This is a genomic window from Paenibacillus sp. DMB5, assembly GCF_001517085.1.
In the GTDB taxonomy this organism is placed as follows: domain Bacteria; phylum Bacillota; class Bacilli; order Paenibacillales; family Paenibacillaceae; genus Paenibacillus_AQ.
Genome location: NZ_LRAC01000162.1, coordinates 1 through 21,031, shown reverse-complemented (window position 1 = coordinate 21,031; position 21,031 = coordinate 1). Strand labels below are relative to the sequence as shown.

Below are 21,031 nucleotides of genomic sequence, written 5' to 3'. Positions count from 1 at the left end.
GCCATGGTTCCCTTTTCTTCGAACCCCAATTGAAAACGGCCTGACCTTACGCCACCCCTTACGGGCAGGCGTTCTTCAGAGAAAGCGCGCTTAGAGCCTAAGCTCCCTCTTCAATAACTTCCTCTTCTTCCGTAGCGGCGCGATCGTACTCGGCCAGAACCGCAGATTGAATCTTTTCGCGTGTTCCCGAAGAAATCGGGTGTGCGATATCGCGGAATTCACCGTCCGGTGTACGCTTGCTGGGCATTGCAACGAACATCCCGTTATTACCGTCGATGACGCGAATGTCATGAACAACAAACTCGTTATCGATGGTAATGGATGCGATTGCCTTCATTCTCCCCTCAGAGTTGACGCGGCGGAGTCTGACATCCGTAATTTGCATGTGTGTGTTCACCACCTTTTTCCATCAGAGACTTGGTGTATAATTCCACACAGCAAAGCGAATTCCTTCTTTTTGATTCCAAAAAATGACTACTGAAGAAGATTATTTTTGCGAAATCAGCGTTTTCGACACATTTCGTGCTCTTTTCTAATGGTTCCTCATGTTTTCGACACTTTACTGCACTTTTCTAAGCCGTTGATTCTTCCCCTCCTAAGAGGAAAAATAGTTGCCGGGGTGCGCGGAAATTCTCCGCTCCCTGGAGTCCACCTCGGTCAGCTTCACCAGCGACACATAATCATGCAGCAGGCGTTCTTCCGTCTCTACCGCACCTGACTCAACAAGCACGCCGACTCCGGCAACCTGGGCGTTGAATTCGCCGAGCAGATCGACCATACCTCTTACCGTACCGCCTGCCTTCATGAAGTCATCCACAATGAGCACCCGCGATTTCTCGCGCAGCGCCCGTCTCGACAGGGACATGGTATGAATGCTCTTATGGGAGCCGGACACATAATTGATGCTTACAGCCGAGCCTTCCGTCACCTGATGGTCACGGCGAACGAGCACTACAGGCAGACCGAGCTGGGCGGCTGTAGCATAAGCAAGCGGAATCCCCTTGGTCTCTACAGTCATTACCACATCAATCTCTACGCCATAAAAGGCGGTGGCAATGATTTTGCCGGCCTGCTCCATTACGGAAGGGAGACCCAGCAGGTCTGACATATACAGATATCCGCCCGGAAGAATCCGGTCACTCTGCTCAAGCTCTCCGCACAGGCGCTTAACAAAATCCAGAGCCATATCTGTCGGCATGCGCGGAATATAGCGTACACCGCCGGCTGCACCGGCCAGCGTCTGAAGCTCGCCCATGCCTTCACCTTCAAATACCTCTTTTATAATAGCCAAGTCCTCACTGATGGATGACTTCGCCGCACCGTACCGGTCCGCAAAGGTGGATAACGGCAACAGGTCATGCGGTTTCTCTAACAAAAATTGGGTCATATCAACCAAACGTTGGCTTCTTTTAAGTTTTTTCACGGAATACTCCTCGCCAAAACCGAATATTATTATAAAATAATATCATTTTTGTACGGAATTACACAAGAAAAAACGGACCTGCCGCCCATATAGGGAAAAGGTTCCGTTTCTCCTAAGGTTAAGTCAGCGAGCGCACAGCATATACTTCCTTGCAGAAGCCGCGCAGCCCGTTATAGATTCTAGCCACCTTGGATTGCTTAGAGACCAGGCCGAATACCGTCGGTCCGCTCCCGGACATCAGTACTCCGTCAGCCCCCAGCTTCACCATGGCTTCCTTGAGCTGTTGAACCTCAGGGTGCAGCTTCAGGGTCACATCCTCCAGCACATTGCCCAGCCCTGCGCAGACTGCTCCAAAGTCCCCTGCTTCGATAGCCTCCTGCATCCGTGAGGCCGATGGATGCACGGCGATCTGATTGGCCCGCACACGGCCATATACTTCGGCTGTAGAGACATTGATCGGAGGTTTCGCCAGGATAACCCAGCACTGCGGCGGATTCGGGATCGGCGTCAGCTTCTCCCCCCGGCCTGTGGCCAGCGCCGTACCGCCAGTGACGCAGAACGGAACGTCCGAGCCAAGCTCGGCGCCAAGCTCCTGCAGCTCCTCTGCGGGGATATTCAGGCGCCAGAGCCGGTTCAGTCCGCGCAGCGTAGCCGCGGCATCACTGCTGCCGCCGGCAAGGCCGGCAGCGACCGGAATTCTTTTGTCCAGATGAATATGTACTCCGCTCTTCACATTGTAGCGGTCTTTGATAAGCCTCGCTGCCTGAAAGGCCAGGTTCTTCTCATCAAGCGGTATATATCCGGCCTGGCTAGAGATGATAATGGAGTCACGCTTCAGCTCAGACAGCTCCAGACGATCCGCCAGATCGACCATTGTCATAATCATTTCAACCTCATGAAACCCGTCAGCACGCTTGCGAAGCACATCCAGCATCAAATTGATTTTAGCTGGCGCTTTTTCATACATTTTCAAGGCGTTCACCCACCCTCAGCTTTTCCCGTAAAAACAACTTAACATATTATATGAGAAACTTGTTATGAAGTCCATGATCAAAAGTAAAGCCCGTAGCAGCAAGCCAAAAAGAGGGCCCTGCCGTTCAGGCAGTTCCCCCTTTTACGGATCTGCTTAAAAAAGACTGCAGATTATATATCCGACTTACGGGCAGCCTGCTCGGCAAGCTGAATAGCCCGCTTCACCATATTGCCGGCGTCCTTGGCCCGGATTCCGCCCCAGCCGTCCTTTTCCACCGTTTCGTAAAAGCCAAGCTCCTTGGCCAGCTCCGTCTTCAGTTCTTCTGACATCATACCCCGTCTTCTGCGGCTCATCGGTAAAAGTCCTCCCTTACAGTAGTGGATAAGAAGCATATTGCCCCTATAGTATGCTGCTGGAGGGTGCTGCCCATTCCCCGAAATCCGCACTTACTTCCGACAGGACGCCATGCCAAACAAAAACAGCCCCTTGCAGGGACTGTTCTGTAATGCGTTAAGCCTTAATATACACAACCTGCATCTGCCCGTCATCTTCATAAACAGTGATTTCCACTGATTCAGTGAGGATATCGGCATAGCTATAGGAGACACGCTTAAAGGTCTGCTGCTCCTGATCCAGTTTGACAATAAAAACAGAAGGGTACGTTTCTTCCAGGACACCGGTGCGTTCAACGGTCTTACGGCGGCCACCATTAGCCCGCAACGTAATCTTATGACCGACATGAGCTTCGAGACTGCGTTTAATTTCCAACAGCGCGTTATTAGCCATTGCCTGACGACCACCTCTTTCCTTGTCCTATTATACAACTTTTCACAAACTTTGTCAAAACAAATAATTAATTATAGATGATGCTAAAATAGTTGTCAACGGATTTTTTTGAGAGAGTAGATTGCTGTAATAGCTCAATTGTTAGCGGCAATCTTACTTCAGATACGTATTCATTGCTTTGCCCCCACACGCATACAAAAAAGAAGAAGGATAGCACTAATGACTATCCTTCCCCTCTTATGTCCCGATCATTCTCAGATTATGCAGGTAAGTACTAAATAGCTGAAGGTGTTACCTTCAGTGTGGACAGGTTCTGCAGCCGCGGCATACCGATCCGGAAGCTGCCCCTGGTCTCTATGCCGCCTATCCCCTTGCTTCCGCTAATCGTATGGCCCAGCACATCCCCCAGGTTCACTGTCTCACGGACCGAGGTGAAGGCAGCCTTGGCAGCAATATACACAGGGTCCAGGGCGTGGATCAGTATTCTTCCCGGGGAGCTGGCAAAGTTGGCTCCTGACCCGAGAAGTGCCTCAAAGTGGGACTGGCATGCCCCGGCCACGATTGTCAGGGCGTCAAAGTTGCGTTCATACTCACGCGCAGCCTGAATTGCAGCCACAAAGTTCTGTGAATTCTTGTAGCTGGCCAGGCTGTAAAGATCATAAGTATGGGGCTGCTTCAGCACACCGTCATGGCCTGTAATGACCACAATATCCGGACGGACGCGCGGCAGCAGCCGGTAAAGCGTCTCTGCCATTTTGGATTCGTGCACATGATGCCCTTCAGCCGGAATCCGCAGCTGTTCGTAGAGGCTCAGGCTTTTCCGCAGATAAAGCTGATCCCCGTCCAGGTGCAGCACCTTGCCCGGCACCTCAAAATAAGCCGTTTCCTTAGGCGCCTGGGTCCAGCCGGCAACGGCGCTCTCCCCGCTGCGCTGGCTCTGCTCCTGGCGGTCCCTGCGCAGCTTAGTCAATGACTCTGTAGCTTTGATCTGAGCCTGCTGGCCGCGTTCTGTGATACGGGTGGGCGGCACCTGAACCAGGTCATCCAAGGGGGAATCCGCAAGCAGGCGAAATTCCGTGCCTTTGATGACGGCTGCATTTTGTACTATATTTTCTACCCGGAAGGTCACATCTCCGCCATATGATTTACGAACGACCAAATCTCCTAAATTCATTACAACACCACCTCTACCCCCATCGTATGGGCAAAGGCCCCGGTTGGTTCATAAACCGGCTTAAATTCGGAAATTAGATGTTCTCGCCCTGATACTATTTAACTCCGGCTGCCAGCAGTACTGCGCTCAGCCGCGCATACTCGGCAATGCTCAGGGTCTCCCCGCGCCGCGCCGGCTCAATTCCCGCTTCAGCCAGCAGCGCCTCAAGGCGTTCACGCCCTTCGCCGGGGAAGAAGCGGGCCTTCAGATTATTGGCAATCGTCTTGCGCCGCTGCGTGAATGCAGCCTGTACCACCTCAAAAAAGTGTTTCTCATCCTCCACTTCAACCGGCGGCTGTTCCCGCACCTTCAGTCGGATTACCGCAGATTCCACATTCGGCTGCGGAATAAACACCGTGCGGGGCACGATGCAGACCAGTTCAGGCTCGCTGTAGTATTGGACTGCTATGCTGAGGCTTCCGTATTCCTTACCGCCCGGAGAGGCCGCCATACGTTCAGCAACCTCCTTCTGGATCATTACCACAATATTATCAAGCGGCAGCTTCTCTTCCAGCAGCTTCATGAGTATTGGTGTAGTCACATAGTAAGGCAGATTGGCTACAACACTTACCTTATCTACCGCGGCAAAATCCTCAGCGAACAGCTCCTGCAGATTCACCTTCAGCACATCGTCATTGCGTACTTTGACATGCGGGTAGGCCGCCAGCACGTCGCGGAGAATCGGGATCAGCCTGCGGTCAATTTCCACCGCTGTGACGGCGCCCGCCTCCAGCGCAAGCCGCTCCGTAAGCGCTCCGATGCCAGGCCCGATCTCAAGGGCTCCTGAAGAGGCGGTGAGTCCGGCTGCATCGACAATTTTGTCCAGAATGTTCTGATCAATCAGAAAGTTCTGGCCCAGGCTTTTTTTAAACGAGAATCCGTACCGCTGAATAATTTCCTTCGTCCGTGACGGGGACGAAATATGGTCTTGTCCGCTCATATTGTGAAGCCTCCCTGATCAATTTGCGTGAGTGCCACCTGAAACTCCTCCCGGGTAATCCCAAACATCGCAAGCCGTTTATACAGCTGCTTGCCGTTGCAGTAGCCGATACCGAGCGTATTGCCAAGCGCCATTCTCCGCTCGGCCGCTCTGGGATGGACCAGCATCCCAGCCGCCATAAGCTCGTCCAGTCCAATCAGCGCAGGTGCACCCTCAAAAGAGGTATGCACATTGGCCAGCGCATGGCGGATCGCCTCAGGCGAGGCATTTTCCACTCCGATATCGCCTTTGCGGGTTGCATCCTTCTCCGGAATAAAGGCATGCTTGCAGCCCGGCACCTTGGATGAGACAATCTTGCGTATGCGCTCACCGGCATGGTCCGGATCGGTAAGGATGATTACTCCTCTTCGTTCCATAGCCAGCGCAATTTTGGCTATCACCTTGCGGTCAACGGCAGAACCGCCTGTCTCTATCGTATCGGCCTCCACCGCCCGCTTGACGGCTACCGTATCGCTTTTGCCTTCCACTACAATTAATTCTTTAATCATCACGATGTGCTCCTTCCCTTACAACACAAAAAGAAGAGGATTCGCTCCCCTTCTTTTTGGCTAAAGAATGTATAAGTGATGAGCTAGCCCGTTCATAAAGTGCTACCCTCACTATATCGTATAAACTGTTAATTTGCAAAAACTGCCGCCTTAATTCAACTCCGGCTTCACTGGTCCAATTACGTATACCGTCCGTGACTTCCGTCCGAAATTACGGGCATGGCTTAGTGAATCGTAGTAAACATCGATCTTGTTGCCTTTAATGGCACCGCCTGTATCCTCTGCACGGCGGAAACCCAATCCCTCAATGTACACCCACCAGCCGATAGGTATTACATCCGGATCAACAGCAATGGTACGGCCTTCAGTTACGCGTGTTCCGGAAGCCGTCTTTGTTCCGATGCCTGGCTCTTCAGAAGAATAAGCTGTCATCGACACGTTCTTGATCATTCTCTTGTATTCAAAATCTACGCCTGCCTTGTGCACGACGTTGGTTGTTGCCGCTACTTTTTTAGCAGAGCTTGAGGTAGTTGTTTTGGTTTTGGTTGGGGTTGCTGCAGCAACAACAGGTGTCGGAAGCTTCTTGATACCAACGGCAATGATCTTGTCTTTGGTAACAGTCTGTACTTCCTTGCCGATCAGGGTCTTCGAGACCAGCTCACCATCCTGATAAATCTTCTGGTAATGCTGGATGATGGCTCCCGGCTTGCCTGCCTGTGCAACTCTTACGTCTCCCTTATACAGGGAGGGATCTGCGGTTTTGATGACTTTGAAAGGCAAGCTTACCGTCTGCTGTACCGTTTGCTTGGTAATACGGACAATCTTGACTTTCATGTCAGGTGTAACTGCGGTGTCTAGCGAAGGGAAAATCTTGTCGTCGCCATCCAGGCTGTAGCCCAGCTTGGTAATGGCATCCCCGAGTGAATCCTCGGTGGTGTACAGCGTCTTGGTCGCGCCGTCTGCAGTAAGCGTAAGCTTCTGCGCACGGGTAATGGTAACACGGTCTCCGTCCTGTATTTCATCGCTAAGACCTATGGATACTACGTCATGCGGCGTAAGCGTAATCTGCTCTTTGGCCAGCACGTCGCTGAGCAGTGCCTCACGCGTTTCAAGCGTCAGCACTTCTCCGTCTATTACTAAGTTAATTACCTTATTGCCTTGGCCGTATACGTACAGCAGAATTAACAGCGCGATAACAATGGATACCGCACCTGCAAGTGAAAGTACGCGAGGATTCACTTGCTTGAGCCGTAATGCGAATGACCTGCTGGATGATTGCGAATCATGGGATACTTCTGGTTGGAATACGCCCATTCTCTCCATCCTCCTTACATAGCCCCGTCGTCCAAATAGTATATCAATGTTGACTGAATCATATCTGACGAAACTAAGTTTGAGATTGCAACAGGATACGCCCGCATATCTTAAGCGTTTCCTGCTCATGGATCGCCTGCCCGGCATAATGACTCCCAGAACCTGTTATATAACAGTATGCTGGGGACAGCCGCATTATTCATAACAAAAAAAGCCCAAAAGAGTTCTTATAGAGGACTCTTTCGTGGCTTCTCCGGGTGTTAGAATACGCGGGAATGTGTATGCACGAGGTTTCCTCTCTTACTTGCGCTTACGGGGTTAGCTGTCGGGTTCGGGCATAAGAGAGACGCCCTATCTCAGGTCACCCGCTCACGGCGGTTGCCCTCAAATTCACCCCAAAGACCACGTGAAGAAATCAAATAAAGTCTGCGGCATTTCTTGTGTTGTACTCTATGTACGCCCATGCGGCAGTGCATTATTGGTTCCCCCGTTCTCCATACGGAGACTCAGCGAGACGATCCATGAATCAGTGACTGTCACAGTAACAACAGCTCACTGCACTGAAAAGATGATATCCTGTTTTGATGCATGTTGTAAAGGACGGTTCAACCACGTTTACGCAAAAAAATGATTAAAATATTGTAATATTCGCCCATTTTGAGTTTAAAAAGATTTAATATATCGGTTATACTTCTTTTTTCACCGCTTTTACTCCCGATTTCAGACAATTCCAAATCGTACCAGTGCGTTCGTATACGTAATTTCCGCTAATTCCTGTAAATCAATCCCTTTTATTTCCGCCGCAGCTTCTGCGACTAATTTTACATAACTGCTCTCATTCCGCTTGCCTCTGAAGGGGTGCGGAGTCAGATAAGGGGAGTCTGTTTCGATCAGCAGGCGGTCCAGCGGTGTCTTCGCCAGCACCTCTTTAGGTACCCTGGCATTCTTGAAGGTGACCGGTCCGCCAAAGCCCAAGTGGAAGCCCAGATCGAGGCACATTTTTGCTGTTTCCCAGCTGCCGGAAAAGGAGTGCATGACACCGCCCACTTCATTTGCCTTCTCTTCCCGCAGAATCCGCACCACATCCTCATGGGCGTCACGGTTATGAATACAAATTGGCATATTAAGCTCACGGGCCAGCCCGATCTGCTTGCGCAGCACCTCATGCTGTACCTCCTTCGGCGAAGTATCCCAGTAATAATCCAGACCGATTTCCCCGATGGCTACCACTTTGGGATGATTGCACAGCGAAGCAATCCACTCGAGGTCCCCTTCCTTCATGTCAATCGCATCAACGGGATGCCATCCGACGGCTGCATAAATATAATCATAGGTCTCGGCCAGCTTCATGGTGGTCGGGATCGTCTCTCGGTTAAAGCCGATATTAATCATCTTCGTTACTCCGGCTTCCCTTGCCCGGGAGATCACTTCCTCGCGGTCTTCGTCGAATTGTGGAGCATCCAGATGGGTGTGTGTGTCAAATAGACGCATTATACAGCTTCCTTTCTGTCTTCATTTCTATGATGAATGCCAACTTTTTTTGTATTATTTTGCAAAAATCTCTGCGATCGAGGAAGGCAGCAGCGGGAGAGCCTTTTGCAGCTTGTCCTGCGGGAAATACAAATGATATCTGCCTCGGTGAATCCCGCTGATTGAGCGTACAATATCTGAGACCTCGGAAATTTCCCGCAGCTTGTCATGGCGGTCAAGCAGCAGAATCTGCTTGCTGTCAAAAGCATCACCCGGACGGAATACATCATAGGGGAGATCTGTCGGAAAATCAATTTCCAGGTCATATTCGGCATTTAGTCCGGCACCGGCAAAGCTACGGCGGATTTCGCCAATGGTCTCGGAATCGAGATTCTCTATTTCTACATATTTATACAGTTTACGGTGTATAAAACGGCAGCACAAGTCGCTCAGCAGCTCATCCTGCTCCAGTGTCCATTGCATAAAGGCTGTCTGAATCATGGCTTCATCCAGCAGAAGATACTGCTCCACAGTCACCTCGCCCCGGAACAGATCCTTTAAGGGCTCAATCATGAACCCGAAGGCATATCCGTTTTGAAAAAGCTCCTTCGCCCTGCGGAAAATCTGGCGGAGTATAATCTCCGAGCTGCGGGTAACCGGGTGGAAATACACCTGCCAGTACATCTGGTAACGGGACATCAAATAATCCTCTATGGCGTGCATGCCTGATTCTTTAACGACTACCCTGCCATGATAAGGACGCAGCATCCGGAGAATACGGTCAATATCTATTGTTCCGTAGTTAACTCCGGTATAGTAAGCATCGCGAAGCAGATAATCCATCCGGTCGGCATCAAGCGGCCCTGATACCAGGTTGACCACAATTTCATGCTCATAGGTTTTGGAGATAACCGAGGCCACTTTCTGGGGAAAATCTTCGGCAACATCCTTTAGAATGGCTGTAATCTCCGTGTCCTCCAGAATGATCCGGCAAGTCCAGTCTTCATGATTCATTTCGAATGCTTCCTCTATGGAATGGGAGAACGGGCCGTGTCCCAGATCATGCAGCAGTGCTGCGCACAGGGTCAAGAGGCTCTCTTCCGGCATCCAGTCCTTATAACCGCTCCGTTCAAACTGGGAAATAATCCGCCGTGTGATTTCATACACCCCCAGCGAATGGGAGAACCGGCTGTGCTCGGCTCCATGGAACGTGAGGTAGGAGGTGCCGAGCTGGCGGATACGCCGCAGGCGCTGAAATTCCCTGGTATTAATCAAACGCCAAATAATGGTTTCCTGCACATGGACATAATTATGGACCGGGTCCTTAAAAACCTTCTCCTCTGACAGCAGCTGTTTCACAGGATCAACTCCTTCACCATAATTTTATTAGTATTTCATTGGTATTAAGTCTATAATAATGAATAATGTCATAGTTTGTCGAATAATGGTATTTTGTATATCCGCAAATCGACAACTCATTTTCATGCACTTTTCCGTAAAACCCGGATAACTGCAGGGGTTGCGAAAGTTTCCTTTTAAAAATTCCTTAAAATTAGCCTCAAAAAAGGTTGACTGTTTTGGGAATGGTTGGTATTATAAGTATCATAAAACGGTGAACAATGTCGAATAATGACGCTTTTGAACTTTGAGAGGAGCAAGATTGCAATGATGAAATCAACAGGGATTGTAAGAAAAGTAGACGAGCTTGGACGGGTTGTTATTCCGATCGAATTGCGCCGTACTCTGGGCATTGGAGAAAAAGATGCGCTCGAAATTTATGTGGACGGTGAGCGGATCATGCTGAAAAAGTACGAGCCTGCCTGCATTTTCTGTGGCAACGCCGAGAACGTTACTTATTTCAAGGGAAAAATCGTTTGTCACGAATGCATTTCTGCTATTCCTACCCCTGTGACAAATTAAATCAAATCGGTTATAATAGGAACTAATCCAATTGTTAATTCTAACCTTTTTATATCTCCTTGGCCTCCCGTTTATGCGGGAGGTATTTTTTTGCGGTTATGACGGGGGCTTCCCCCGTTATCCCCCTTTAATTTGTATCCTCTATTTCTTATAAATCTTAACCCATAATAGTTAAGCCAACATAAAATGCTTTTCTTACCCTCCCAAACCCTCCCTGACAGGGAGGGCCCCAAAGGGCCCCGGCCCTCTGGACACCCGGAAGCTTGTCTGATTAAGCAGCAGCGCGGACAAAAGAATTGTTCGGCGGAAGACCGGCCCTTTATCGGGCAAGCCCTCAGGGCCTTTTCATGCGAGTGACTCCTCCATAGGCATTTTTCCTATGAGGGCTGCGCAGGGCGCTCTTGTGATACGGATGAGGTAGAAACGCGCTCTCCCTTCGGGATTCGCTTACTGCGGCGCTCGCCAGTGACTTGAGCACGAGAGGCTTTTCTCCTCGGAATCGCTCTCCCTTCGGGAATTACTTACTGCGGCGCTAGCCAGTAACTTGAGCATGAGCCACATTTTGCTCGGAACCGCTCTCCCTTCGGGAAACGCTAACAGTGACGCATTTGCTGTAGTGTATGCAGTTAAATTACACCATACTGAATGGTAAATATTTTTAAATGCAGTTTATACACTTATATCCATATAAAACCTCAATATTGAGTAATTCCCTTAATTATAAATGTATAAAATACATCTATATCTAATAAAAGGAACTATTTGTGCCAAATAGGTGTACAAAATGCAATTATTTCTGTAAATGGTTTGATCACAGCAGCGTATTTGGAGTTATGTAGCTTCATTAAAAGCCGGACTCTTACACTCTGTTCCCTCTCACTCCTGCTCCAGCAAAGCATTATAAATATCCCGTTTAGCCAAGCCGCGGTCGGAGGCAGCTTTTTTCATAGCATCCTTACGCATCACTCCGGAGGATTCATAATGGGCAACATGCTGTTCAATGCTGAGCTCGCGCCACCAGGAGGATTCGGCCAGCTCGGCCTCCTCCTTACTTTCACCCTCAACGACAATAACATATTCGCCAAGCGGCGGATGCTCGGACAGCCAGGAGATACACTCCTCGATCGTGCCCCGCAGGAATTCCTCGTAGCGCTTGGTCAGCTCGCGGGCCAGAACCACCCGGCGGTTACCCAAAGCCTCCTGCAGGTGAGCCAGTGTCTTGGCTACTCTGTGCGGCGATTCATAGAAGAGCAGAGTACTTTGCACCGTGCGCAGGCCGGATAATACAGTGCGGATATCCTTGCGTTCACGCGGAAGGAATCCGATGAAGGTAAAGCTGGCGGTCGGCAGACCGGAGGCAATCAAAGCTGACAACGCTGCGTTAGCTCCCGGGATCGGAATGACCGGAATACCGTGGCTGACAGCGAGTGCAACCAGGTCTGCACCGGGGTCGGAAATGGCCGGCAGACCGGCGTCACTGACCAGCGCCAGATTTTTACCTTCTATTATATAGCGTATTAATTCGGGTCCGCTGGCCGCCTTGTTATGCTCATGATAACTGAAAAGCATTGAAGGGGTTATTTCGAAATGGCTCAACAGCTTGCGGGTCTGTCTCGTATCCTCGGCAGCAATAATGTCACATTCCTGCAAAGTGCGCACGGCCCGGTAGGTCATATCCTCCAGATTGCCGATTGGTGTAGCCACCAGATACAGGCATCCGCTTCCTTCAGCGGCACCCGTACCCTCTACCGTATTTTTCTGAAAACTGCTCTGGCATTGTATGCTCATTGGCTGTTATCCTCTTTGTTTCCATAATAAATGTCCATGATTTCCTGACAGTATTGATTGTCATCATTATATACGATGAGCGGCGGTTGTAAACGCACCTCAGGCTTGCCGTCCCGTGCTGCTTCAATTAATACCATATTGGCCTCCAGATGAGCCCTCGGGTGGACAAATCGGATAATCTTCGGCTCCAGCCTGTATTGTCTCATTATACTGATGATGTCCACAAGCCGCTGGGGTTTATGCACCATGCTGACTTTGCCTCCGGTACGGACGAGCCGGACACAGGCCTGAATGACCTCCTCCAGTGTACAGCCGATCTCATGCCGGGCCATGGCCTGATGCGTATTCAGCTTGAGATCGCTTCCGTTAAGCGGCATGTACGGGGGATTGACGGTGATTGCATCATAAACACCATATCCGGCTATGTTATGCAGCTCACGTAGATCACCCTCATGAATTTGTACCCGCTCCCCCAGACCGTTCATGGCGACACTGCGCCGGGCCATAGCCGCCAGACGGGGCTGAATTTCAATCCCTTCTATAGAAGCTTTGGTCCGTGTGGTCAGTAGCATAGGAATAACGCCATTACCGGTGCATAAATCAAGTACTCTGCCCCGCGGCGGAATGCTGGCGAACCGGGCCAGTAATACAGCATCCATTGAAAAGCTGAATACCTCGTCGCTCTGGATAATCCGCAAATCATGAGTCAGCAGATCATCAATCCGCTCAGACGGCTGCAGGGGCATATGTGCTTCGTTAAAAGAATTTGTCATTGTAATCTCCTAAAGTGTATAAATTCAAAAAAAACCGTAGGCGTAAATCTCCTACGGCTGGATATCCTCATTTATTAAGAAAAGAAAGACAGAACAGACAGTCACCCTCTGTACGCAAATGTCCAAAATAGACATTGCAGATGTGAAAGCCTTCGTGATACAGCCGGGCCAGATTATCATAACCTTCCCCGACGACCTCCTCTGTTCCTTCAGCGGCAGCCAGCAGTGCTTCTGCTTCAGCTGTATCCACGGCCGGATCCAAAGGTGCTTCCCTTTTCAGTATTTTGCGGAGCTGTTCATTTTCCAGACTGAGCCTTTGATTGGCCTCCATCAGTTCCTTGACCGTCTGTTTCCAATCTCCGAGCGTGGCGCGCATGGTTTCCATCTGCGCTTCCATCTCCTGCATGTGTGCAAATATATTTATCTTCTCCAAGTTTCCACCCCGAAAGTAACCTTATATGGTTTACTTGACGACAACATCATCCATTGGAAGTTCCTTAACTTTGCCCACTTCGAACAACTGCACATGAACCGTACGGCTTCCGGCGTTAATGCCTACTACCTTGCCTTCTCCCAGTGAGGTTATAACAAGCTTGCCTACGGCCGGCATTTCTTCCTTCGTGCTTTCGTAATTATCATGCTCAAACTTCAGACAGCACATCAACCTTCCGCATAAGCCGGAAATCTTGGTTGGATTCAGCGAAAGATTCTGATCCTTGGCCATTTTGATCGATACCGGTTCAAAATCGCCCAGCCAGGAGGAGCAGCACAATACCCGTCCGCAAGGCCCAAGCCCGCCAAGCATCTTCGCTTCATCACGTACACCGATCTGCCGCAGCTCAATCCGGGTCCGGAAAATACTTGCCAGATCCTTGACCAGTTCACGGAAATCGACGCGTCCCTCAGCGGTAAAATAAAAAATAATCTTGTTGCGGTCAAAAGTGAATTCTACATCCACCAGCTTCATTTTGAGGCCATGATCGCGGATTTTATTTAAACAGGTGTTGAAAGCATCCTTTGCTGCACCCTTGTTCTCCTCCACCACACGTGCGTCGGTTTCACCGGCGATCCGCATGACTTTTTTGAGAGGCAATACAACATCGGCTTCCTGCACCTCTTTTTTGCCAACGACAACCTTACCGTATTCAACCCCTCGTGCCGTCTCCACAATAACGCATTGATCGCGTTCAATCGGGAAATCAAGCGGATCGAAATAATATATTTTACCCGCTTTTTTAAAGCGGACGCCTACTACGCTGTACAAAAATTAACCCCCTTGTTTGCCGGTAAAAGGAACCCTTAAGCAAATCCGCTCCCTGGTGATCTATGCTTGTCCTTCCTTATCCGTGAAACCCTTACTTCCAGGCTGAAGCGCTGATCCGGAGGATTATATTAAACTAAACCTTTAGCCTTCCAATCGGATTAAAAACTGCTCCAGACAGAGCGCCGCATTGGCATTGGAACGGAGCTTGCGCTTGCTCTCCGCTGCGAATTCCATGTAGGCGACCCATTGTTCTGTGCTCCGCTCACGGGCATGTCTGGAAATAAAGTCTAACTGATCTATGAAAACGATGCTTTCGTGTCTGCGGTACAGGAAGTAGAGCATATCTTTGAACCAGAGGTGGAACATGCTGAACAGAGTATCCAAATGTTCACCGAGTCCGGTCTTGGCCAGTTTCTGCCCGGCGGTTGCCACTGCAGTGCTGCCCTTTCCCATAGACTCCTTTGCTAATTGTAACACTAGATTTCTCATTTCTGCAAACCAATTCTGTGCCAAAAGTTCCCTGCAGCCATCGAGTCCGGAAGTGAGTGAAACGGCGCACCGCGCCAGTGCCACCGGGACCCCCTCCCCTGCCAAAGCCTGGAGCATCATATCCGGATGCAGCGGGCTGAAGGGGATACGCTGGGTTCTCGACTGGATCGTAGGAAGCAGGGAACTGCTGTTATCGGAGATTAGAATGCCTACTGCCGGCGCAGGGGGCTCCTCCAGAAATTTGAGCAGACTGTTGGCGGCCTGAACCGTCATTTTGTCCGCTCCTTCTATAATATAAACCTTAGGATTAACTCCTTCTGACCGGTAGGAGAACATCCGCTGCAGTTCGCGGATCTGATCGATCTTAATGCTCGCCCCGTCGGGTGCCAGCAGCGTCAGATCAGGATGGTTGCCGTGCTCCACCTTGCGGCACTCCAGGCATTCTCCGCAGGCATCATCCTTAAGCTTGGTGCAGAATATGGCCTGGGCAAACATTAGCGCTGTCTTCATCTGCCCGCTACCGGAAGGTCCGGTGAACAGATAAGCATGGCTGACGGCATCCTTGCGGAGCGCGTTCTGAAGCAGGCGCTTTGCATCCTCCTGGCCTAATATATCATGAAAAGGCATAAATTCCTCCAACTTCTTTTAAAAAGAAAGATTGATCAGCATTCCGCGGATTTCGCCGACCCGTCCAAGCAGATCAATCCGGCCCTGCTCGCTTTCCAGCAGATCATCTGCCAGATTCAGCAGGGCGGCGTCAATTTCCTCGAGCAGCTTGTAGCGTTTGCCGCGGCCGCGGCGGTCCCAGCCTTTGGTCTCTTTGAGGATGACACCGCGACGCGCTGTTTCCTCCAGAAACCGCTTGATCATATTTCTATATATAGCAAGCTCACGCACCGTCATGGATTTTGCCAGCCGGTCACCCTGCTGCTGAATATCCTTGATCTGACGGTTAAGCTCATCCAGTGTCTTCTGTTCACCCTGCTGCTGAAAAATATCGTTAAAGGTCCTCTGCTGGACAGGCCGCCGTTCTGCATCGGCATTCGGCATTTCACTTTTTAGGGGCCTGTAGCCCGGGTTAATTTTCACAGCTATCTACCGCCCTTATTATGCTCAATAATGCTCAAAACGATCGACAGGAAGTACAAATACTGTAGCTCCGCCTACCTGGACTTCCACAGGAAGCGGCAGATAGGAATCTGTAGTTCCGCTCATTGGAGTGACCGGAGTTACGAGCTGTTCACGTACCTTGCAGCTGTTGCGGATTACACTGAGTACCGCATCTACCTGGGAATCATCTACACCAATCAGGAATGTCGTATTTCCTGCCCGCAAAAACCCGCCGGTACTGGCCAGCTTGGTGGCACGGAAATTGGCTTTGACGAGTTCGCTGGACAACCGGTTGCTGTCTTTATCCTGGATAATTGCAATGATTAGATTCATCTCGCATTCCTCCTAAAAGTTTGGTTAAAGGCTTGCTTTTACTGCAGAGTACATAAAGTACTATTAGACATTTGTCCTAAAAATCCTTTAATATCCGTTCTTTCAGCGTGCGCACGATGTCCTGCTCCACCATATGAATGGGACGGTTGGCATCAAGCACAACAACACGTCCGGGATCGGCCTGCACCACCAGCTGATAGCCTTGGCGGACCTTCTGATGAAAAGCCAGATTCTCCAGATCAAGGCGGTTGATCTCCCTGTCCTGATTTGCAGCGATTCTTGCCAGACCCACTTCCGGATCCACATCAAGATAGAAGGTAAGATCCGGCATGCGGCCGCCGGTAGCAAAATCATTAATGCTCCGTACTTGCTCAATTCCCAGTCCTCTTGCATGCCCCTGATAAACGAGGCTGCTGTCGACAAAGCGGTCACAAAGTACAGTAAGGCCCTGCTGTAATGCCGGCTCAACCACTTCCGCCAGATGCTGGCTTCTTGCCGCTGCATAGAGCAGTGCTTCCGTCCGCGAATCCATCGCCGTATGGGCAGGGTCAAGGATAATGGAGCGGATCTTTTCGGCAATTTCAATGCCCCCAGGTTCCCGTGTAATGATATAAGGCATGGAATGATTCTGCAGATAAGCTGCTACCCTGCCCAGCACCGTTGTTTTTCCTGCTCCATCGCCTCCCTCCAGAGTAATGAAAAAGCCTTCGCGTCCCACTTATACTTCTCCGCCCTTCTTATTGTTGTAAACTAAAATATACTGCAGTGCCGGATCGGCACAGGCCTGAAACTTGGCACTGCCTTGGCTGAGTGCAATCAGCCTTCCGTATACTGTATCATTTATGACCTCACCCGGATATAGAAGCGGAATCCCAGGCGGATAAGGAATCACCATCTCCGCTGCTGTCCTCCCTACACTGTATTCGAGAAGGACCGTTTCGGTTTCTGCTGCTGACACCGGCTTTAGTGAGAACCTCACCGGCTGTGAAAAATGTTGACGATTAAAAATGTTCCACGTGGAAATATTACCTGGCCGGGGTAATGCAGCTATCGGCTCTAAGCCTAATGGAGCTTCAGCTTGGTTAGGACCAGATGGTGCTGCCGTAGCCTCAGACTGATTAAGATCAGGTAAGCCTGGCCTGGCTTCTGGTCCCTTAAGAGCCGATTGCCCTAACGCAGCTTCCAACTGATTAAGTTCAGGTAAGCCTGGCTTGGCTTCTGCCCGATTAAGAGCCGATGGACTGGTCCCTGTGGGTACTTCAGCAGCTATCTGCCGCAGCGCGCCCAGCAGCGCGGCAGAATCCTCAGCCCTCGAGCCGAGGCTGAAGGCCAGTACTACGTGCCGGTCGTCACTCATCTCCGGCACGATGCCTTTCTCTTCGAGCCTGCGCTGCAGCTCGAAGCCCCCCAGGACCCCAGCGACGTCATAGATGACCGCCTTGAAGGGGTCCTGGGCGGTGTACGCCGCCGCTTGTCCAGGCGGCGCGTGTGTCCCGGCGGCTACTGCGCCAGCGCCGCCGGGAGCTGCTGCTGCACCGGAGGCTGCAGCAGCCCGAAGCGCGGCAACTCTGCCAGGCCGCGCTTCAGCACATCCACGGCGGCCAGCCCCGCCGTGAAGGCACTGGCGCGCCCGGTGTGCACCAGGCGCCGGGCCAGATCGAGCGAAGCCATCAGCGGATACGATGGGCTGGAGCTCTGGACCATGGCCAGCCGCTGCCGCAGCAGCGTGCGGTCAAGACGCGGCCCCTGTACATGCAGCATGGCGCCCATTGTCAGCGCCGGCAGCATCTTGTGCGTGGACTGCACCACGCCGTCCGCGCCACAGGCAAGCGCCCCGGCCGGCAGCGCCGGGTGCTGCCCGTAATGCGCCCCATGCGCCTCGTCACCAGCAGCGGAACGCTGTGGTCATGGCAGATGCGCGCGAGGGGCGCAAGGTCAGTTCCCATGCCGTAGTAATTCGGCATGGTCACCAGCACGGCGCGGCTTCCGGGTAGGCTGCGAGGGCAGCCTGTACCGCTTCAGCCGCCGGGGCGACCGCAAGCCCGCTGTCCGTATCCAGCTGCGGCTCCAGAAAAACAGCGTTCACACCGGACAGCATCAGCCCGTGTATCACGGATTTATGGACATTCCGCTGAAGAATCAGCGTCATCCCCGGTTCAGGGCACACGGTTAAGATAAGTGCAAGATTGCCGGCAGTACTTCCGCCAACCAGCAAAAAGCTCTCCTCCGCCCCAAAACAGTCCGCCGCCAGCTCCTGTGCTTCCTGAATAACGCCCTCAGGATGATGAAGATCATCGGTTCCGGTAATCTCGGTGACATCGTACTTCATAATCTCATCCAGATATCCTGCCCCTCCGCCGGTGCTATAAGCATTTCCGTCCTTGTGGCCGGGCACATGATAAGATATATTACCCTTAAGTCTATATTGTTCCAGCATTTCATATATAGGTGCCCTGCCAGGCTCTAATTTGTCCATGTTCAATATCCTTCCTGGGGGGTTACCTCTATTTTAACGCAAATACGTCCAAACGCCTATAATACCATGCAAAAGCTTCCGCTGCACAGCAAAACGGCCCCTCCGCACCCATAGAGAACGGGGAAGCCGTTATACAAATTGCCTGGTATGCAGCCATTGCGACACAACTTCACCGCCCGCTCTCTTTACGCCGTTATTGTAATTACTCTGTCCGGTTCAGGCGTTCTTTTGCAGTCCGATTTTCTTCATCCGTCCAATGAAAAAGCGGTACTTGATGTCCTCAGCATCGGTGCGCACCATTTCGCTCTCGCAATCCTCACAAATAAAATGCGAGACAATCACAATCCCTTCCTGCTTCAGCTGCCCGCAGATAATGCAGGACTGCTCGGTTTGCTGTTCCATAACCATCCCACCTTGACTCTTTTAAGAACAGTATGTTACACCTTCTATTATTTTAAACCTTTTCATAGTTTTTTCCTATCCTGCCCTGCCCGAAATATATATATTCCGCAATACGCCTAACAGTGACTGTAATGCCTGAGTTTAACAAAACACCTGAATCTTCCGATATTATTAACATGAGTACTCACGAGGAGGTCTGAAATTTCGCTATGGAATCTAACACCAAAGGCGCAGCAACATTCTACCAATACAAGCTTATCAAAAAAATAAATTTGACGAACACCAAGCTGCGCATTTATTATCTGCTTCCTCTGGTATTCCTGGTGCTGGAGAGCATATTCATATCCTGGTGGAGCTTCCTGTACATGCTGGTTGCTGCACCTGTTATCTTGTGGATCCAGTATGTCATCTCACGCTCGGTGCTGCTTATCACCGGACATCCTATCGCAAAACGCTGGAAAATCTCCCTGCGTCTTCCTTGGTTAGGTTATATACCGGAACAATACATCAGCTACAGCATTTTCCGAAAAGTACAGCTGCATAATTTCTGGATTGGCCTTTGTGTTGCTGCACTCTTTATAGTGTGGGTACCTGCTGCTTTCACAGCTTCTCTGGCCATCTGCCACCTCTGGCTGCTTCTGCCCCGCTTATATGTACTGTTCATGCTGCGGGACAATGAAAAGAGCGGGATGCTCAAATTCAGCCCGGCCGACGCCTCATACTATGCACAGTGAGTCCTTAAGCCCATACATATATCACCGCAGAGTTGGAGCATGCCTAAAGGCCAGGACCCATTAGAAAACAATAATCGCCGTCCATTAGGACGGCGATTATCTATTTACTCTTCAGCCCTTTCATGGCTACCTTCTTTTCTTTGGGGATCATGACTATAAAATAGCCGTCGTGCACAGTTAGATGAACAATTAATCCATCCTTTTGAAAGACCCGGGAATTCCCCGCATCCTCATCCCCTCTTTGTTCCTTCCAGCCCCAGGCTTCAATAGCCTTAAGATAAGGATCAGGCAGCCCTTCCTTCTCTCTAAGTCCGGATAAAGAATAGCGCACATAGTCCATAGCAGCATTTGTGGTCGTTCGATCAGGAGAGCTTGCCTCCTTGGGAACAGGAAAGCTCTTTTCATTTAGAGCTCCTTCAAAGCTATCCCAGCTAGGCTCCTTAGACCCACAGCCGATCACCATAACACTCAATATACAAACAAGTAGTAATATCCACATGGGCCGGTTCCGCTTCATACCTTAAAACCTCCTTACAACCACCATGCATCAAAAGACACAAGAAAATTCAAAGTTAGAATTTATCAGTAGTTCATTCGTATTAAGGGCACTGCTTAATATTTGCACATTTCTATTATACTTGGATAACTGATATCGTCGGTAACAAAAATGTCACTCAATTGAAAGCGTTTTATTACAAAATATTCTTTACTGTGCACCCTTTTAAGCCTGTTAAAATAACAAAAAAGCCATTGTCGATTGCTCAACAATGGCTTCGTGTGCTTGGCGGCGTCCTACTCTCCCAGGACCCTTCGGTCCAAGTACCATCGGCGCTGGAAGGCTTAACGGTCGTGTTCGGGATGGGTACGCGTGGAACCCTTCCGCTATCGCCACCAAACATGCGTCTGTCAAACAGACGCTGCCGCTAGACATTTAGTTCATCACCCGAAGTGCGAATAAATGTCGTTGCGTTACAGGCTTGATCACCTGAAAACTGAATCCGAAACGAATCTGCGATTTATTTATTGGATAAGCCCTCGACCGATTAGTATTGGTCAGCTCCATGCATTGCTGCAC

General features: G+C 50.5%; 23 protein-coding genes, 1 rRNA gene, 1 pseudogene and 1 riboswitch. Of the genes and pseudogenes, 2 read left to right on the top strand and 23 right to left on the bottom strand.

Annotated elements, in window-relative coordinates:
- Positions 1-97: 97 nt before the first annotated feature.
- From spoVG to AWJ19_RS29725, 11 genes are all read right to left on the bottom strand, one after another.
- Complete coding sequence (gene spoVG / locus AWJ19_RS29775; protein WP_020425826.1) at positions 98-385, bottom strand: septation regulator SpoVG; 288 nt, start codon at positions 383-385, stop codon at positions 98-100.
- Between the two features lie 210 nt (positions 386-595).
- On the bottom strand, positions 596-1,423 hold the full coding sequence (purR, locus tag AWJ19_RS29770) for a pur operon repressor (protein ID WP_068728909.1): 828 nt from the start codon (positions 1,421-1,423) through the stop codon (positions 596-598).
- Between the two features lie 118 nt (positions 1,424-1,541).
- Positions 1,542-2,396 carry a 4-(cytidine 5'-diphospho)-2-C-methyl-D-erythritol kinase gene (ispE, locus tag AWJ19_RS29765; RefSeq protein ID WP_068728907.1) on the bottom strand — a complete coding sequence of 285 codons (855 nt, stop codon included), beginning with the start codon at positions 2,394-2,396 and terminating at the stop codon, positions 1,542-1,544.
- Between the two features lie 170 nt (positions 2,397-2,566).
- Positions 2,567-2,749 (bottom strand): small, acid-soluble spore protein, alpha/beta type, encoded by a 183-nt coding sequence (locus AWJ19_RS29760; protein ID WP_068728905.1) that lies wholly within the window; start codon positions 2,747-2,749, stop codon positions 2,567-2,569.
- A gap of 157 nt (positions 2,750-2,906) precedes the next feature.
- Entirely contained in the window at positions 2,907-3,182 is a 276-nt protein-coding gene (locus AWJ19_RS29755) for a Veg family protein (protein WP_068728903.1), read from the bottom strand.
- A 274-nt stretch (positions 3,183-3,456) separates the two neighbouring features.
- Positions 3,457-4,356 carry a sporulation peptidase YabG gene (yabG, locus tag AWJ19_RS29750; protein WP_068728901.1) on the bottom strand — a complete coding sequence of 300 codons (900 nt, stop codon included), beginning with the start codon at positions 4,354-4,356 and terminating at the stop codon, positions 3,457-3,459.
- A 94-nt stretch (positions 4,357-4,450) separates the two neighbouring features.
- On the bottom strand, positions 4,451-5,335 hold the full coding sequence (rsmA, locus tag AWJ19_RS29745; RefSeq protein WP_068728897.1) for a 16S rRNA (adenine(1518)-N(6)/adenine(1519)-N(6))-dimethyltransferase RsmA: 885 nt from the start codon (positions 5,333-5,335) through the stop codon (positions 4,451-4,453).
- On the bottom strand, positions 5,332-5,883 hold the full coding sequence (gene rnmV / locus AWJ19_RS29740) for a ribonuclease M5 (RefSeq protein ID WP_068728896.1): 552 nt from the start codon (positions 5,881-5,883) through the stop codon (positions 5,332-5,334). The genes rsmA and rnmV overlap by 4 nt, the downstream gene beginning before the upstream one ends.
- A gap of 150 nt (positions 5,884-6,033) precedes the next feature.
- Positions 6,034-7,197 (bottom strand): 3D domain-containing protein, encoded by a 1,164-nt coding sequence (locus AWJ19_RS29735; protein WP_068728892.1) that lies wholly within the window; start codon positions 7,195-7,197, stop codon positions 6,034-6,036.
- 292 nt (positions 7,198-7,489) lie between these two features.
- A riboswitch (cyclic di-AMP (ydaO/yuaA leader) is annotated at positions 7,490-7,719 on the bottom strand.
- A 198-nt stretch (positions 7,720-7,917) separates the two neighbouring features.
- Positions 7,918-8,688, bottom strand: a complete 771-nt coding sequence (locus tag AWJ19_RS29730; RefSeq protein ID WP_068728886.1) for a TatD family hydrolase — start codon at positions 8,686-8,688, stop codon at positions 7,918-7,920.
- Positions 8,689-8,742: 54 nt separating this feature from the next.
- Positions 8,743-10,026, bottom strand: coding sequence for an HD domain-containing protein (locus AWJ19_RS29725; RefSeq protein ID WP_068728884.1), 1,284 nt, complete (start codon positions 10,024-10,026; stop codon positions 8,743-8,745).
- 306 nt (positions 10,027-10,332) lie between these two features.
- On the opposite strand from AWJ19_RS29725, the gene AWJ19_RS29720 reads away from it, so the two are divergent.
- Positions 10,333-10,587: an AbrB/MazE/SpoVT family DNA-binding domain-containing protein gene (locus AWJ19_RS29720; protein WP_019914502.1), complete on the top strand. Its 255-nt coding sequence runs from the start codon at positions 10,333-10,335 to the stop codon at positions 10,585-10,587.
- A gap of 876 nt (positions 10,588-11,463) precedes the next feature.
- On the opposite strand, the gene rsmI is transcribed toward AWJ19_RS29720, so the two are convergent.
- The 10 genes and pseudogenes from rsmI to AWJ19_RS29660 form a co-directional block, all read right to left on the bottom strand.
- Positions 11,464-12,375, bottom strand: coding sequence for a 16S rRNA (cytidine(1402)-2'-O)-methyltransferase (gene rsmI, locus AWJ19_RS29715; protein WP_082708202.1), 912 nt, complete (start codon positions 12,373-12,375; stop codon positions 11,464-11,466).
- The gene (locus AWJ19_RS29710; RefSeq protein WP_198536670.1) at positions 12,372-13,148 is read right to left on the bottom strand and encodes a tRNA1(Val) (adenine(37)-N6)-methyltransferase; all 777 of its coding nucleotides are present in this window, start codon (positions 13,146-13,148) and stop codon (positions 12,372-12,374) included. The genes rsmI and AWJ19_RS29710 overlap by 4 nt, the downstream gene beginning before the upstream one ends.
- 67 nt (positions 13,149-13,215) lie before the next feature.
- Positions 13,216-13,581: a DNA replication initiation control protein YabA gene (locus AWJ19_RS29705; protein ID WP_068728883.1), complete on the bottom strand. Its 366-nt coding sequence runs from the start codon at positions 13,579-13,581 to the stop codon at positions 13,216-13,218.
- Positions 13,582-13,611: 30 nt separating this feature from the next.
- On the bottom strand, positions 13,612-14,412 hold the full coding sequence (locus tag AWJ19_RS29700; RefSeq protein WP_068728881.1) for a stage 0 sporulation family protein: 801 nt from the start codon (positions 14,410-14,412) through the stop codon (positions 13,612-13,614).
- Positions 14,413-14,553: 141 nt separating this feature from the next.
- Positions 14,554-15,528: a DNA polymerase III subunit delta' gene (gene holB / locus AWJ19_RS29695; protein ID WP_068728880.1), complete on the bottom strand. Its 975-nt coding sequence runs from the start codon at positions 15,526-15,528 to the stop codon at positions 14,554-14,556.
- Between the two features lie 18 nt (positions 15,529-15,546).
- Positions 15,547-15,990 carry a YaaR family protein gene (locus tag AWJ19_RS29690; protein WP_068728878.1) on the bottom strand — a complete coding sequence of 148 codons (444 nt, stop codon included), beginning with the start codon at positions 15,988-15,990 and terminating at the stop codon, positions 15,547-15,549.
- Between the two features lie 24 nt (positions 15,991-16,014).
- Positions 16,015-16,344 (bottom strand): cyclic-di-AMP receptor, encoded by a 330-nt coding sequence (locus AWJ19_RS29685; RefSeq protein ID WP_039868830.1) that lies wholly within the window; start codon positions 16,342-16,344, stop codon positions 16,015-16,017.
- A 76-nt stretch (positions 16,345-16,420) separates the two neighbouring features.
- Positions 16,421-17,062 carry a dTMP kinase gene (gene tmk / locus AWJ19_RS29680; RefSeq protein WP_068728875.1) on the bottom strand — a complete coding sequence of 214 codons (642 nt, stop codon included), beginning with the start codon at positions 17,060-17,062 and terminating at the stop codon, positions 16,421-16,423.
- A pseudogene (locus AWJ19_RS34440) lies at positions 17,063-18,820 on the bottom strand (aminotransferase class I/II-fold pyridoxal phosphate-dependent enzyme). It lies immediately after the preceding gene.
- 216 nt (positions 18,821-19,036) lie between these two features.
- Positions 19,037-19,222, bottom strand: coding sequence for a sigma factor G inhibitor Gin (locus tag AWJ19_RS29660; protein WP_068728868.1), 186 nt, complete (start codon positions 19,220-19,222; stop codon positions 19,037-19,039).
- Positions 19,223-19,431: 209 nt separating this feature from the next.
- On the opposite strand from AWJ19_RS29660, the gene AWJ19_RS29655 reads away from it, so the two are divergent.
- The gene (locus AWJ19_RS29655; RefSeq protein WP_068728865.1) at positions 19,432-19,956 is read left to right on the top strand and encodes a hypothetical protein; all 525 of its coding nucleotides are present in this window, start codon (positions 19,432-19,434) and stop codon (positions 19,954-19,956) included.
- Between the two features lie 100 nt (positions 19,957-20,056).
- On the opposite strand, the gene AWJ19_RS29650 is transcribed toward AWJ19_RS29655, so the two are convergent.
- Positions 20,057-20,473 carry a hypothetical protein gene (locus AWJ19_RS29650; RefSeq protein ID WP_068728864.1) on the bottom strand — a complete coding sequence of 139 codons (417 nt, stop codon included), beginning with the start codon at positions 20,471-20,473 and terminating at the stop codon, positions 20,057-20,059.
- Between the two features lie 262 nt (positions 20,474-20,735).
- A 5S ribosomal RNA gene (gene rrf, locus AWJ19_RS29645) occupies positions 20,736-20,852 on the bottom strand.
- Between the last annotated feature and the right edge of the window lie 179 nt (positions 20,853-21,031).

What these genes read in the sequence shown, in the direction of transcription:
- spoVG (WP_020425826.1), bottom strand. Translation starts at nt 385, where the DNA reads ATGCAAATTACGGATGTCAGACTCCGCCGCGTCAACTCTGAGGGGAGA.
- AWJ19_RS29760 (WP_068728905.1), bottom strand. Translation starts at nt 2,749, where the DNA reads ATGAGCCGCAGAAGACGGGGTATGATGTCAGAAGAACTGAAGACGGAG.
- AWJ19_RS29755 (WP_068728903.1), bottom strand. Translation starts at nt 3,182, where the DNA reads ATGGCTAATAACGCGCTGTTGGAAATTAAACGCAGTCTCGAAGCTCAT.
- yabG (WP_068728901.1), bottom strand. Translation starts at nt 4,356, where the DNA reads ATGAATTTAGGAGATTTGGTCGTTCGTAAATCATATGGCGGAGATGTG.
- rsmA (WP_068728897.1), bottom strand. Translation starts at nt 5,335, where the DNA reads ATGAGCGGACAAGACCATATTTCGTCCCCGTCACGGACGAAGGAAATT.
- rnmV (WP_068728896.1), bottom strand. Translation starts at nt 5,883, where the DNA reads ATGATTAAAGAATTAATTGTAGTGGAAGGCAAAAGCGATACGGTAGCC.
- AWJ19_RS29735 (WP_068728892.1), bottom strand. Translation starts at nt 7,197, where the DNA reads ATGGGCGTATTCCAACCAGAAGTATCCCATGATTCGCAATCATCCAGC.
- AWJ19_RS29730 (WP_068728886.1), bottom strand. Translation starts at nt 8,688, where the DNA reads ATGCGTCTATTTGACACACACACCCATCTGGATGCTCCACAATTCGAC.
- AWJ19_RS29720 (WP_019914502.1), top strand. Translation starts at nt 10,333, where the DNA reads ATGATGAAATCAACAGGGATTGTAAGAAAAGTAGACGAGCTTGGACGG.
- rsmI (WP_082708202.1), bottom strand. Translation starts at nt 12,375, where the DNA reads ATGAGCATACAATGCCAGAGCAGTTTTCAGAAAAATACGGTAGAGGGT.
- AWJ19_RS29710 (WP_198536670.1), bottom strand. Translation starts at nt 13,148, where the DNA reads ATGACAAATTCTTTTAACGAAGCACATATGCCCCTGCAGCCGTCTGAG.
- holB (WP_068728880.1), bottom strand. Translation starts at nt 15,528, where the DNA reads ATGCCTTTTCATGATATATTAGGCCAGGAGGATGCAAAGCGCCTGCTT.
- AWJ19_RS29685 (WP_039868830.1), bottom strand. Translation starts at nt 16,344, where the DNA reads ATGAATCTAATCATTGCAATTATCCAGGATAAAGACAGCAACCGGTTG.
- AWJ19_RS29660 (WP_068728868.1), bottom strand. Translation starts at nt 19,222, where the DNA reads ATGGAACAGCAAACCGAGCAGTCCTGCATTATCTGCGGGCAGCTGAAG.
- AWJ19_RS29655 (WP_068728865.1), top strand. Translation starts at nt 19,432, where the DNA reads ATGGAATCTAACACCAAAGGCGCAGCAACATTCTACCAATACAAGCTT.
- AWJ19_RS29650 (WP_068728864.1), bottom strand. Translation starts at nt 20,473, where the DNA reads ATGAAGCGGAACCGGCCCATGTGGATATTACTACTTGTTTGTATATTG.